The following is a 13,981-nucleotide window of genomic DNA, read 5'->3' as shown; positions in this document are numbered from 1 at the left end:
TATTTGAGGCTTATTTATTGGGGGGATCGAGCGGTAAAACGATGGTAAACATCGAACCTGCTCCTAACTGACTACGAAGTAATACTTGGCCAGAGTGAGCCTCTGCGATCGCTCGCACAATAGACAGCCCCAGCCCAGCCCCCTCTGAACGACGGCGACTTTTGGAAGACCGGGCAAAGCGTTCAAAAATTCGTTTTTGATCGACCAGTGGAATGCCTTCGCCTGTATCGCGTATCCAGAAGCGCACCTTTTCTTTGGCGATCGCTGAACCTATGGAAATAGTATCACTCTCCTTAGTATACTGAGTAGCATTCTGGGCTAGATTCATCATGGCTTCGGTAATTCTTTGACGGTCAACAACAATCTGACCTTTGGCTACAGAGTCTAGTTGCCAGTCTCTCTCTGCCAGTGCTTGGGCTTTAACAAATAATTCTTTGGTTAAATCTGCCACATTTACTGTTGCTACCTGTAAAAAGTCGGCGCGTTCTGCTTTTGCCAGCAAAATCATATCATCAACCAAACGGCTCATCCGGTCTAGTTCTCCGATGACTAATGCCACGGTTTCCTGTTGTTCTTGGGGATCATCTCCCATCAGTTCTAGATGTCCACGAATAATAGTGATGGGAGTTCTCAGTTCGTGTCCAGCATCGTTCACGAATTCAAGCTGGCTAGCAAAGGCTGCTTCTAGTCTGTCCATCATTTCGTTGAATGTTTTCGCCAGTTCCCCCAGTTCTCCCTTACCTTGCGTAGGTAAACGCTGAGTTAAATCTGACTCATTAATGGCATGAGCTGTAGTGAGAATTGTCCGTAGAGGAGAGAGTATCCGCCCCGCAGCAAACCAGGTAAGGATTAACGACACCACAAACACTAAGCTGAAAACTTCAAGAATCACAGTGACTGCTTCTAAGGCTTCTGTCCTTTCTCCAGTGCTATTGTGGGCAACAACAAAGACTCCCCGTGTTTGTCCATTAATCTTAATCGGTTCCACCATGTAAATAATATTACTAGCATACGGGGTGGAAAATTCTTGTTCTCCCTGTTCTGCTTGGGTCTGTTTTGCCCACCGTCTCATCAGTAATGAGTCTCTAGCTAAAAGCTTAGGGCGGGCGTTAGGACTAGATTTGTAGAATTCACCATCTATAAAAGTTATAAAGTAAGACTCATCTTCTAGTCGCTGATACAACAAATAAGCTCTAAAAAGCTTGATTAATTCTTCTACGGAGGCTGGAGCAGTAATTTTTTCTTCTCCAGAGACTAAGTTATCATCAGTAAGTCTGTTCTCTGTTACAGATTTTTCACCCTTAATCAACGCCTTGAAAGCCATCATGTTTGCTTCCATCTCCTGACGAACACGCTCGTCAATGCGCTGGTATAGGTGATAGTGAAATGCCGGAATAGCGGTAAGAAACGTTATTCCTAAAATCAGCAAGTACCAGAGCAGAATCCGGGTGCGTGCTTCTCCCAATAGTTGCTGCCAAACTAAAAGCAACTGAGATATTTTGAAAACAGACATGCGATCGCAAAAACGGTTTATTACCCTGCTCATTTTTACTCATCCTCTTTTTAGGCCGTTTAAATTTATCAAATCCTCGGTTTAAGTCTTCCAATCCACTAATTAATTATTGATGAGAGAATTTTCATTATTTTCTCATGTACGTTTCATGAGAAATTGATAGTTTATAAAGTAGCTTTTAACTTTTGTTAACAAAATAATAACCTAATTTTAATTTTAGGTTTAGAAATTAATAATTTTTGAAAATAAAATTATTAGTGTTAACGAAAATGATAAATAATTTATCAGAAATAAACTATGAATATTAGGAAGGATTTTATCCTATGTAATTTATAGAGCAAGGTTATCATTAATTAATAAATTTATCTCAATATTTAAAAATTAAAATGTGGATAAAAGTGCTAACTCAATTTGCAAGTCGTCAGCCACCGGATGAAAAGTTTGTCAGGAGTACACATGAAAAATTTCGTTAAAAAAATAGCACGAACGTCGGCTAGCATAGCGTCTTCAGAGGTTAGTAGTTTATCTAGCAATGCTCGTAAATGTCGCGTTGCTTTATATTCGCACGACACGATGGGACTGGGACATAAGCGGCGTAATTTGTTGATTGCTCAAACATTAGGATGTTCAGCCCTAGAAATTGATGTTTTGCTGATTAGTGGGATACAAGATGCCAGCAATGTACCAACCCCACCAGGAGTTGATTGTTTGACCCTACCTGCTCTACATAAAAATATTGATGGGCAATATCAGGCACGACGATTGGATCTATCATTGCAGGAAATTATTACACTGCGATCGCAAGTTATTCTTACCACCATCAAAACTTTTAAACCCGATATTCTAATTGTGGATAATGTACCGCGAGGAGCGGTGAGAGAGCTAGAACCAACACTAAATTATTTACGTACCCAAGGAAAAACGCACTGCATTTTAGGTTTACGGGATGTGTTAGATGACCCTACATCTGTGCATCGAGAGTGGAAAAGAATAGCTAATGAAGAGGCGATTCAAACCTACTATGATGCAGTTTGGGTATATGGTGATCCAGCCATTTATGACCTAGCACAGGAATATCGCTTCAATGCAAAGACTTTAGCCAAATTACGCTACACTGGCTATCTTGACCAGCGTAGCCGTCTGAAATTCGTAGATATGGATAGCGTTCAGGCATTGAAATCATTAAATCTGCCATCTGAACGATTCGTGTTGTGCTTGGTGGGAGGCGGACAAGATGGAGCGCGTCTGGCAGAAACATTTGCTTGTGCTGAACTACCACCAGGGATGAGTGGGATCATCTTGACAGGGCCGTTCATGCCGCGAAAAGTACAGCAACAGCTTCAAAAGTATGCTGCTAAACGTTCCAATTTGCGGGTATTGAAATATTTAGCTGAACCGACGCTGTTGTTGAATCAGGCTGAACGCGTCATTGCTATGGGTGGTTACAACACAACTTGCGAATTGCTGTCATTTCAAAAGCGATCGCTCATTGTACCGCGAATCAAGCCCCGTCGAGAGCAGTTGATCCGGGCCCAACGCTTACAGGCACTTGGTTTAATTGATATGCTGCACCCGCATCATCTGAAACCTCAAGCATTGACAGACTGGTTAATGCAGAAAGTTGAGCCGCCACAAGCCCGTAATTGTATCGATCTTAATGGACTTACCCGCATTCCTCAATTCGTAAACGAAATACTAATCTCTGCTCATCATTCATCCCAACAAGCTTCTTGAAAGGAAATTGGGGAACCTAAAAAACAACCTTCCTAATTACGAATTACGAATTACGAATTATTATGTCAGTCCGTATTGGTTACATTCTTAAACGTTATCCTCGCTATTCTGAAACCTTCGTCGTTAATGAAATTTTGGCTCATGAAGCGGCTGGTTTAGATATTGAAATTTTTGCTTTAAGACCACCGTGTGACACTCATTTTCAAAATATTATTTCCCAGGTACGTGCTAGCGTAAACTACATTCGCAAACCAATTCAAGGTCGAATGAGTGAATCCCTAAATAGTCTTACTCCCACAGCAGCAAGCTATTTTTGGGCAGAATTACAAGAAGCCAGTAAAGTTATTCCAGATTTTTGGTCAAAGTTGGCATTTGCTCAAGGTGAACAAGCTAGCACTGTTTATCAAGCTGCATGGCTAGCACGGGAAGCGCGACTCAAAAAAATCACCCATTTTCACGCTCACTTTGGCACAGTTGCAACCAGTGTAGCTCGGTTAGCATCTCACTTTACGGGCATTCCCTATACCTTCACGGCTCATGCTAAAGACATCTTTCATGAAAGCGTTGAATTGGAAGATATGCAACGCAAACTTAAAGATGCTGCCACAGTAGTGACTGTTAGTGACTATAACCTCAATTATTTGCAAAAAACTTATGGTGCAAAGCGAATTCAACGCATTTACAATGGCTTAGATTTACGACAATTAGAATATTCTTCCCCGGTTGATCGTCCTCCATTGATTCTCTCAGTCAGTCGATTAATTGAGAAGAAAGGGCTATCTATTTTAATCGATGCTTGTGCGATTTTGAAGCGAATAAATTGTGATTTCCAATGTCAAATTGTGGGGACTGGATCATTAGAACCTGTATTGCAGCAAAAAATCCAAGATTTAGGGCTGCAATCTACTGTGGAAATTGTCGGCCCACGTCCTCAAAATGATGTATTTAAATTGGTGCAGCAAGCTGCTGTATTTGCAGCTCCATATATTATTGGACAAGATGGCAACCGAGATGGTTTGCCGACAGTTTTACTCGAAGCAATGGCATTGGGAACGCCCTGTATAAGTACAGATGTGACTGGAATTCCCGAATTAGTGCGCGATCGCCAGACTGGATTAATTGTCCCACAACATGATGCCGAACAATTAGCGATCGCACTTCAACAACTCCTTAGCAATCCCGCCTTGCGAGTCAAATTGTCAAAACAAGCCAGACAATTGATTGAATCTGAGTTTGACATTCATCGCAATAGCGCAGAATTACGAGCAATATTCGATGCGGCTGAACCTATGACGTTAAAAGAATTCGTAATTCGTAATTCGTAATTAAAGAATGTTTGCGAATAACTAATTATTTAAAAGTAGTTCAGGAGGTGTAAAGCGTGCGAATTGCTTATGTTTGTGCCGATCCGGGAATTCCTGTATTTGGGCAAAAAGGATGCTCTATTCATGTCCAAGAAGTAATTAGAGCATTGCAACGGCAAGATATTCAGGTTGATTTGTTTGCCACTCGTATAGGTGGAAAGCCATCCGCAGATTTAACTAATGTTTCAGTTCATCAGCTTCCAGCCATCCCAAAACTAGAACGGGCTGTGCGAGAGCAAGTTGCCTTATCGATTAATCCCGATTTGCGTTTAGATTTGGAGATGTTTGGCCCATTTGACCTAATTTATGAGCGTTATTCCCTTTGGAGTTATAGCGCAATGGAATTTGCCCAAGCAATGGGAATTCCCGGATTATTAGAAGTAAATTCACCTCTGATTGCAGAACAGGCAAAGCATCGCGGGTTGATTGATTGTCACAGCGCTGAAAAGGTTGCCAATCGGGTTTTTCAAGCGGCTACAGCGCTAATTGCTGTTTCATCTGAAGTGAAAACTTACTTAATGAACTATGTCAAAAGTAGCAAAGTTCATGTCATCCCAAATGGTGTAAATCCCGATCGCTTCTCTACTTTTGATCGTGCGTTTTCAACACAACCAGAAACCTTTACAGTGGGATTCGTCGGCACATTAAAACCGTGGCATGGATTGCCAATTCTCACAGCAGCTTTTGCTCAACTGCATCAACAAGTTCCCAATGCCAAACTTTTGATTGTTGGCGATGGCCCCGAACGGGAAAATCTCGAAACCGAATTATTGGCACGAGGATTACACTCTCATGCCAAATTCACCGGAGCAGTGAATCCTGATGAAATTCCCCAATTATTAGCAGCAATGGATGTTGCTGTTGCGTCATATCCGGCTGAATCCGATTTTTACTTTTCACCGTTGAAAGTTTATGAATATATGGCGGCTGGTTTGCCAGTAGTTGTTAGTGGTATTGGGCAATTGCTTGAGCTAATTGACACAGGGGTGAATGGGATTCTTTGTCCACCAGGTGATGCGATCGCCTTAGCAGAGGCATTAGAAAAATTATGGCGATCGCCTCATTTGCGCCATTCTTTGGGACAAGCGGCACGGAAAACGGTTATAGAACATCACACTTGGGAGGCGATCGCACAACAGATTTTGCATATAGCTGGATTAAATACTCCACCTCAATTCCAAGTGGAGATGAGAGGATAAATGGGACGTTCAAAGCCACAGAAAAAAGTTATTCCCGGTTTATGGGGAATACTACGTTATTTCTGGCCTTACATTCAAAAACAGTATGGACTACTTTTGATTTCTGCGATCGCTCTAATTGCGGATGTCGGACTACGGGTGCTGGAACCGTGGCCCCTAAAGTTTGTCTTTGATTACGTTCTAATTCGAGGCGATCAACCTACCAATATTCCATTAATTGATCGCTTGGAACCAGTTACATTACTGACAGTTTCAGCAGTTACAGTCCTTGTCATTACCGGATTACGCGCACTTGCCGCTTATTGGAGTACCGTCGGACTAGCAACAGTAGGTAGCCGAGTTATGACTGAGGTGCGTAATCATCTGTATTGTCATCTTCAAGATTTGTCTTTGTCTTACCACACCAAAGCTCGTAGCGGCGATTTAATTATTCGTGTGAGTAGCGATGCTAGCCGTCTGCAAGAAATTATGATCACGGCAGCATTACCATTGGTAGTAAGCATTCTGACGCTGTTTGGCATGATTAGCGTGATGCTTTGGATAAATCGCAGCCTCACCCTACTTGCACTGCTCACTTTACCATTGTTTGCATTAGTCACAAATCGGCTGAGTCAGCGAATTCGAGAGTCTTCATTAAGGCAACGCAAACAAGAAGGGGCTGTGGCGGCGACGGCGGCTGAGTCAATTGCTGCCATAAAATTGGTCAAAGCCCTCTCACTGCAAGATGCCTTTGCGCGAGTTTTTTCTCAACAAAATCAGCGTAGCCTCAAGGAAAGCGTCAAAACCCAACGTCTTGCGGCTCATCTCGAACGAACTGTTGATGCTGTAATTGCACTAGGAACAGCACTTGTTTTATGGTACGGCTCTTGGCTGGCATTGCAAAATGCTCTGACACCGGGTGATGTGCTGGTGTTTCTTACTTATCTTAAGAATGCCTTTAAGCCGGTTCAGAACTTTGCTAAGTACACCGGAAGACTTGCTAAAGCTGCTGCCTCTGGTGAGCGAATTTTAGATGTATTATCCCAGCAACCTGATGTCCGAGATTTACCGGATGCAATACCGGCTCCAATTTTCCGAGGTGAGGTTTGTTTTGATCATGTTCACTTTGCCTATGAACCAGGACAAGTTCTGCTCGAAGATATCAATTTAAAGATTCAACCAGGGCAGCAAGTAGCGATCGTTGGTACATCCGGCGGTGGTAAATCTACTTTAGTCAGTCTATTATTACGACTTTATGAGCCGACGATGGGTAAAGTCATGATTGATGGGCGAGATATCCGAGAGTACACATTGGAATCATTACGCCCACAAATTAGTGTAGTTTTGCAAGATAGTCTCTTATTTGCCGCGACTATTCGAGAAAACATTGCCTACGGTATTGCCGGCGTGTCAGATGCAGAAATTGAAGCAGCTACTCGTCTAGCTAATGCTAATGATTTCATCCAAGCTTTACCCCAAGGATACAACACACTTGTGGGAGAACGAGGCGCAACCCTTTCAGGTGGACAACGCCAACGAATTGCGATCGCCCGCGCTGCTATTCGTCAAGCTCCAATTTTGATTCTAGATGAACCCACAACTGGGCTAGATCAAGGTAACGAGAAAGCGATCGTTGATGCTCTACAAAGGCTTTCGCAAAACCGCACCACCTTCTTAATTACTCACGATCTATATCTTGCAACTCGCGCAGATATAATTCTTTACATAGAAAATGGGCAGGTGCTAGAACAAGGCACTCATCAGGAATTAATGAAACACAATGGTCGCTATGCAGCATTGTATCAAATGCAAACTGCAATCCGAACTGAGGAAAAGCCAAATTCTCGGATGAAATAACCCATTATGGCGCTCCATATTGTGCAGAGAGAATAAAAATTTTTAGATTTACACCCAATAAATATGACTGTTTTCGTCAGCGATCGCTTCAACAGTGTAACTGATTCCAAAATGCCATTTTTATCAGCAGCCATTGATCCATTGGAAGTACAACAACGGTTCACTCAGTACTTACCAATTTTTCAAAATGCCCAACTGCAAAAAATCGAAGTCATTCGCCACAAACCAGGGCGGCGTTGTTTGATTGAATATGAATTGCTGAATAATTACGGGCAAACCATTACCATAATTGGCAAAATCCGAGCTAAAGGAACAGACTTTAATAGTTATGAATTACAAAAATCCTTGTGGCAAACAGGATTTGCAGATGATAGCGCTGATGGAATTTCAGTACCGCAACCTGTAGGGATAATTCCCGAATGGCAGATGTGGTTGCAGCGAAAAGTTCAAGGAGCGATCGCCACTCAATTCTTAACTCAAACCAACACCATTTTTCTAGCAAAACGAATTGCTGAAGCTGCCCATAAACTTCACCAAACTGACATTCCTCCTCGCCGTTCTCATACCATGTCAGACGAACTGAGAATCTTGAATGAAAGGATTCCATTGGTGATGCAGCAATATCCAGAATGGAAAGAACGCTTAGAACAAATATTAGCGGTATCTAATCATTTAGGAGAAAATACTCCAGAACAAAAACACTGTGGTATCCATCGAGATTTTTATCCCGATCAAGTGATTGTTAATGGTTCTCGTTTGTATCTTATCGACCTTGATTTATATTGTGAAGGTAATCCAGCCATTGATATCGGTAACTTCATTGGTCATATTAAAGAATACAGCCTTCGCATCCTGGATAATTCAGAAGCATTACACGATTGGGAAACTGCCCTAACTGAAAGATTTATTCAGCTTACAAACGAGGAATTTAAAACTTCAATTCAATCCTACATTACCTTAACACTAGTACGACATATTCACATCAGCACACAATTTTTAGAACGTCGTCCTTTTACAGAAGCATTATTAAATCTATGCGAACAGCGTTTGCATATTAGAAGCGCATCGTGATCTAAACTCTTATTTTCTCTAACAATCCTAAATCATTCGTAAAAATCTCTCCTTATTCTCTCTGTGTTCTCTGCGCCTCTGCGGTTCGTCTTGATATTCAAATTCTTATATCCTAATCGCTAATTTTCAGGAGAAAGTATTGTTAGCTTCAACTTCTTGGCGACAATTTCGCTTAATTAGTTTAATTATCTCATGCACTTTGAGTAGCATAACTCCAGCTATTGCAACACCCATTACCGACAAACCTAATAACTTAAGCGAATCTAATGCTGATAATCATGCATTAAGTAAAATTACATCTGTTTCAGAATTATCCGCAGAATTAAAAACCCTTGAAAAACGAGCTACTTTATTAGAAACCAACGTTGCTGCATTAGAAAAGCAACAGTTTTCACCCCATGTTAAGCTTGAGGCACAGGCCATCTTTGCTGTGACTGGATTTGCTGGTGAAAAGAGAGCCAACAGCAGTAAACCAATAAATGAAAATTTAGTATTGAGCGATCGCGTCCGTCTGAGCTTAGTAAGCAGTTTTACTGGAAAAGATAAATTGCAAGTGCGCTTACAAGCAAGGAACACACCAGAATTAGAAGATGTGACTGGAACTCAAATGGCAAATTTGGGATTTGATGGTGACAATGATAATGAGGTGGAAGTAGATGAGTTAGAGTACAGATTTCCATTAGGTAAAGAAACCCGCATGACTTTGTACGCGTTGGGAGGAGGATTAGGTGACTTTGTTCCTAGCGTCAATCCTCTTTTTAGCGGTAGTGAAGACGGATCGATTTCTACATTTGGGCGAGAAAATCCCATTCGCCGACAAGGTGGTGGGGCAGGTATCGGTATTTCTCATAATTTGAATGATGCTCTGAATTTGTCATTAGCATATATCAGCAGCAATGCAGCTAATTCAGAGAAGGGAATTTTTGCTAGCCCTTACGCAGCGATCGCTCAACTAACCCTCGAACCGACAAAAACAACAGAACTCAGCCTTACCTATATTCACTCTCATAACAATTTGAAGACGGGAACTGGAAGTGAATTAACCAGCGATCCATTTAATGAGGAGGCAGATGCGATCGCTGCTAATTCATTTGGTGCAGAAGCTGCTTGGCAACTTAGCCCAGTTATCACTCTCGGTGGACGAGTTGGTTTTATTCATGCAAAAGCAGAAGATTTACCAGCAGATCCCAATGCGTCCGTCTTCACATGGGCAGTGCTACTAGCTCTCAGAGATATCGGACAAAAAGGCAGCTTTGCAGGATTTACCGTGGGTCAACCTCCCAAAGTGACTCATAATAGTTTCGGTGATGACTTCAAAGATAAGGATACGTCTTTACATCTGGAAGCATTTTACCACTATCAAGTCACAGATAATCTGGCAATAACTCCAGGATTATTTGTGATTACGAGTCCAGAACATAATGATGGTAATGGCAGCATTTATGTTGGTACTGTTCGGACGACATTTACCTACTAAGTACAGCCCACCGTAAACAGGGTACAAAAATTATGCTGCAACAGCCAGGGCAACTGGAGCAGAATCGTTAGGCTTTTGAGTTTAGCACTTTGTCTAATCTAAGCCCACTGCTGTAAATTAAACTTCTTGTTTGGTAATTCTTGTGGACTGAATTGCCCCACGTTCTGCCGTCAATGAGTAACACAAGGACTCATACTGATTTAAAGCTTGCTCAAAAGCATAGTTTTCAACGGCATATTGGCGACTTTTATAACCCAGAGTTTTGACTTTTTCGGGGTTTTGATACAAATCTAAAATTGCCATCGCTAAAGCTTGGGGATCTTCTGGAGGAACAATAACTCCGCCGCCACTTTGCCTGATGGCTTTTGCTGCCGTACCATTATCGGGGACAGAAGCAACCAAAGCTCGTCCACTGGCAAGTAGCACTTGAATTTTTGACGGCATATTGAAAGATACAACATTTTTCTTTTGCACCACTAAACCAACATCAGCAGCTGCTAACATTTGTGGCAAAGATTTGCGGGGTTGAAATGGCAGTAACAAAACATTATCTGCGCCGCAGTCTAGACATTCCTGTTGCAATCGCTGTAACCCTTTTGCCTCTCCAACGATGACAAAAACAATATCTGGGATATGGCGTAACGCAGAAGCAGCTTTAACAACGCTTTCTAAGCCTTGGGTTAGGGCAATGTTGCCAGAATAAAGTACTACAAATTTGCCATTCAGGTTATGTACTTCGCGGAAAGGGTTATTTTCTTTAGGCAAAGGGCGGATAAAATTGACATCAACCCAGTTGGGAATTTGCACAATTTTGTCAGCTTCTATGCCCTTAGATCGCAAATTGTCCACAAACCCATCGGCGATGACGCTAATTTTACTGGCAGTGTGGTAAGCAAATTTTTCCAACACCGTAAATAACTTTATAAGCCATTTATTTTTCAGTAGACCGACGTGGACGGCTGCTTCTGGTAATATATCCTGTAAATTTAAGATCACAGGACAAGCACGTAACCATCCTAAAAGAGCAACTGGTACGCAGCTTGGCAAGGATGGCGATGTTGAGAGGATAACGTCTGGCCGCCAACCAAAGAGGGCAGGTACAAAACTAGTGACAACGAAACTAGCATCTAGTAACACCCGATCTAATAAGTTGGGTTGGGGACGAATCCAAACGTAACTGCGTTGGATTTGAACGCCATTTTTGTATTCGTTGAGATACCACTTGCCCCTATATCCCTGATAAATTTGACGCTCAGGATAGTTAGGCATAGCGGTGACTACACGTACTTCATGCCCACGTTTGACTAGTCCCTCTGCTAACTCAGTCATCAATGGAGCAATACCAATTGGTTCTGGATAGTAGTTGTAAGAGTAAATTAAAATTCGCATAAAAGTTAGTCCAAAGTACCCCGGTTTTTTGTTTAATGACAAATATTTGTCTTCAACATTTTTTAGAGCTTGGAAACTCCTATATTTAATTGTGGCTTCAGACTCTTTTTCTGTCAGGGATTTTCCTTAAAGATTGAGTAAACTTAGATATTAGATACTTAGGGAAAATGTGAATTTTTTTTACTATTTAACCACTTTTGAAATTGTTTTTTACTTATTACTGCCTAAGTACAAACACTGGGTTTTAAGTATTTATTAAGACTATTGTGCAATATTAGTTATTGATTTAATGAGCGATCGCCCTTGTATTTTCTCCTTTTTCGCTGGCTCAGGATTCCTAGATTTAGGCTTTGAAGCTAGCGGTTTCAATATTGTTTACGTTAATGAAATCTTTCCCCCATTCATGGCAGCATACGCCTATTCACGGCAGGTACTGAATCTACCGTTGCCAAAATACGGTTATCATCACGGAGAAGCAGGAGATATAACCCAACTTTTCGAAGGTTTACAAATACAACATCTTCAGGAATTAGTACAAGACTGCCGTAAATCTAATGATATTGTGGGCTTCATTGGCGGGCCTCCCTGTCCTGATTTTTCTATTGGTGGAAAAAATAAAGGACGTTCAGGAGATAATGGTAGGCTTTCTGCTTCTTATGTTGAATTAATTTGCCGAAATATTCCAGATTTCTTTTTATTTGAAAATGTTAAAGGGTTGTGGAGAACAGCAAAACACCGTTTATTCTTTGAATCACTCAAGCAACAATTAGTAGAAGCAGGCTATATCTTAACAGAGCGGTTAATTAATGCTATCGAATATGGTGTACCCCAGGATAGAGAAAGAATTATTCTTATTGGTTTCCAAAATAATTTTATCAAAGATATAGGAATAGAAATCGGTAGTGAGAAGTTACTAAGCGAAGAAGCTTTTCCTTGGAACAATTACATTTTATATCCTCAAGAAAATGTTTTTGCTTACCCCTGGCAAAAGTGCAATCCATTCCAAGAAAATTCCATCACCTCTTGTCCTGACGGCATTCCCCAAGAATTAACAGTTGAATACTGGTTTAGAAAAAATAATGTGCTGAAGCATCCCAATGCTGAAAACTGTTTTCAACCAAGGGCAGGAATTACAAGATTTGCTGCTATCGATGAAGGAGATGATTCTAAAAAGTCTTTCAAGCGTCTTCACAGATGGCGTTATTCTCCGACAGCTTGCTATGGGAATAATGAAGTTCATTTGCATCCCTATAAAATCAGGCGAATTTCTGTAGCAGAAGCTTTAGCTATCCAATCTTTGCCTGAAAATTTTGTACTTCCAGATAATATGTCGCTCACGAATATGTTTAAGACTATTGGTAATGGCGTACCATATTTGGCATCCAAAGCATTGGGTCAAACTATTACTAGCTTCTTAGGAGTTGGTGTAAAAAATGCTGTTAATATCTCTAACTTTACTACTGCCTAATGTCACCTTAAATACTTACATTAATTCCGCAATATTTACAAAGCCGACATCCAAAGCAAGTTAGCAGCTTGTTTTCAGGATAAACTCGGAATAAATATGGTTTAATATATATAAGAAATGTTTTAATTTTTTATAAACTTTAATAATCAATTACTGGCAGAAGACACGATGGCAGCAGACTATCCAGATATTGATATTGCGCCATTTATCGATCACGCCCTGTTAACGCCAACGGCTACTCCAGAGCAGGTTCAACAGTGGTGTGAAGAAGCATACAGATTCAATTTTGCGGCGGTTTGCTTGTACCCTGCCTATGTCAAACAAGCAGTTGAACTGCTCCACGGCAAAAACCCAAAAGTCTGTACGGTGATTGGCTTTCCTTCTGGTGCAACTACTTCAGCAGTAAAACTCTATGAGGCTCAAGAAGCGGCAGATAATGGGGCCACTGAGTTGGATGTGGTAATGAACTTGGGTTGGTTGAAAGCTGGAAAAACTGAAGAAGTCCATCGGGAAATTGCCGAAATTTGTGAAGAGACTGGGCAAACTGTCAAGGTAATTTTGGAAACTAATCTGTTGACAGATGCAGAAAAAAAAATAGCTGCTGAAATAGCTATGGAGGCAGGAGCGGCTTTCTTAAAAACTAGTACAGGTTGGAATGGTGGTGCAACAGTGGCAGATGTGCGATTTTTGCAGGAATTGGCAAAAGAAAGAGTAGGAATTAAAGCCTCAGGTGGTATCCGCACTATCAATCAAGCCTTAGACTTAATCGTAGCGGGTGCTACCAGATTAGGCACATCTCGCGGTATCGATTTGATTCGCCAGCGCGATAACCTGGGAAAGGGTGAATAGTCATTTGTTTCTTGTCCTACCCTGCGGGAAACTGCTGGCACGTCTATGTCATTTGTCTTTTGTCCTAACTGAATGACCAAT

Annotated in this window: 10 protein-coding genes; 8 read left to right on the top strand and 2 right to left on the bottom strand. The window is 41.3% G+C overall.

The genetic code is table 11. The features are described 5' to 3' along the window. Positions 1 to 10: 10 nt before the first annotated feature. Complete coding sequence (locus VB732_RS04340) at positions 11 to 1,546, bottom strand: HAMP domain-containing sensor histidine kinase (RefSeq protein WP_323229599.1); 1,536 nt, start codon at positions 1,544 to 1,546, stop codon at positions 11 to 13. A 423-nt stretch (positions 1,547 to 1,969) separates the two neighbouring features. Here VB732_RS04340 and VB732_RS04335 point away from each other — a divergent pair, with 423 nt between their 5' ends. The 6 genes from VB732_RS04335 (at position 1,970) to VB732_RS04310 (ending at position 10,194) form a co-directional block, all read left to right on the top strand. Next, complete coding sequence (locus VB732_RS04335; RefSeq protein WP_323229598.1) at positions 1,970 to 3,247, top strand: glycosyltransferase family protein; 1,278 nt, start codon at positions 1,970 to 1,972, stop codon at positions 3,245 to 3,247. A gap of 62 nt (positions 3,248 to 3,309) precedes the next feature. Next, positions 3,310 to 4,572 (top strand): glycosyltransferase family 4 protein, encoded by a 1,263-nt coding sequence (locus VB732_RS04330; protein WP_323229597.1) that lies wholly within the window; start codon positions 3,310 to 3,312, stop codon positions 4,570 to 4,572. A 56-nt stretch (positions 4,573 to 4,628) separates the two neighbouring features. Beyond that, positions 4,629 to 5,810, top strand: a complete 1,182-nt coding sequence (locus tag VB732_RS04325) for a glycosyltransferase family 4 protein (RefSeq protein WP_323229596.1) — start codon at positions 4,629 to 4,631, stop codon at positions 5,808 to 5,810. Next, positions 5,811 to 7,646, top strand: a complete 1,836-nt coding sequence (locus VB732_RS04320; RefSeq protein ID WP_323229595.1) for an ABC transporter ATP-binding protein — start codon at positions 5,811 to 5,813, stop codon at positions 7,644 to 7,646. 63 nt (positions 7,647 to 7,709) lie between these two features. Next, on the top strand, positions 7,710 to 8,717 hold the full coding sequence (locus VB732_RS04315; RefSeq protein ID WP_323229594.1) for a phosphotransferase: 1,008 nt from the start codon (positions 7,710 to 7,712) through the stop codon (positions 8,715 to 8,717). A gap of 139 nt (positions 8,718 to 8,856) precedes the next feature. Beyond that, positions 8,857 to 10,194: an iron uptake porin gene (locus VB732_RS04310; protein ID WP_323229593.1), complete on the top strand. Its 1,338-nt coding sequence runs from the start codon at positions 8,857 to 8,859 to the stop codon at positions 10,192 to 10,194. Positions 10,195 to 10,311: 117 nt separating this feature from the next. Here the strand turns inward: VB732_RS04310 and VB732_RS04305 are convergent, their stop codons facing one another. Then, a complete protein-coding gene (locus VB732_RS04305; protein WP_323229591.1) occupies positions 10,312 to 11,583 on the bottom strand; it encodes a glycosyltransferase family 4 protein in 1,272 nt (423 codons plus the stop codon). 289 nt (positions 11,584 to 11,872) lie between these two features. Here VB732_RS04305 and VB732_RS04300 point away from each other — a divergent pair, with 289 nt between their 5' ends. Both VB732_RS04300 and deoC read left to right on the top strand, forming a co-directional pair. Next, a complete protein-coding gene (locus tag VB732_RS04300; RefSeq protein WP_323229590.1) occupies positions 11,873 to 13,051 on the top strand; it encodes a DNA cytosine methyltransferase in 1,179 nt (392 codons plus the stop codon). 168 nt (positions 13,052 to 13,219) lie between these two features. Beyond that, on the top strand, positions 13,220 to 13,900 hold the full coding sequence (gene deoC, locus VB732_RS04295) for a deoxyribose-phosphate aldolase (RefSeq protein WP_323229588.1): 681 nt from the start codon (positions 13,220 to 13,222) through the stop codon (positions 13,898 to 13,900). The last annotated feature ends 81 nt before the right edge of the window (positions 13,901 to 13,981 follow it).

Source organism: Nostoc sp. UHCC 0252, assembly GCF_034931145.1.
GTDB lineage: Bacteria > Cyanobacteriota > Cyanobacteriia > Cyanobacteriales > Nostocaceae > Nostoc.
Note: the sequence above shows the minus strand (reverse complement) of the source record. Positions and strands in the feature narration are given on the sequence as shown.

Coding starts and splice junctions, on each gene's coding strand:
- VB732_RS04340 (WP_323229599.1), bottom strand. CDS start 1,546: ATGAGCAGGGTAATAAACCGTTTTTGCGATCGCATGTCTGTTTTCAAA.
- VB732_RS04335 (WP_323229598.1), top strand. CDS start 1,970: ATGAAAAATTTCGTTAAAAAAATAGCACGAACGTCGGCTAGCATAGCG.
- VB732_RS04330 (WP_323229597.1), top strand. CDS start 3,310: ATGTCAGTCCGTATTGGTTACATTCTTAAACGTTATCCTCGCTATTCT.
- VB732_RS04320 (WP_323229595.1), top strand. CDS start 5,811: ATGGGACGTTCAAAGCCACAGAAAAAAGTTATTCCCGGTTTATGGGGA.
- VB732_RS04315 (WP_323229594.1), top strand. CDS start 7,710: ATGACTGTTTTCGTCAGCGATCGCTTCAACAGTGTAACTGATTCCAAA.
- VB732_RS04305 (WP_323229591.1), bottom strand. CDS start 11,583: ATGCGAATTTTAATTTACTCTTACAACTACTATCCAGAACCAATTGGT.
- VB732_RS04300 (WP_323229590.1), top strand. CDS start 11,873: ATGAGCGATCGCCCTTGTATTTTCTCCTTTTTCGCTGGCTCAGGATTC.
- deoC (WP_323229588.1), top strand. CDS start 13,220: ATGGCAGCAGACTATCCAGATATTGATATTGCGCCATTTATCGATCAC.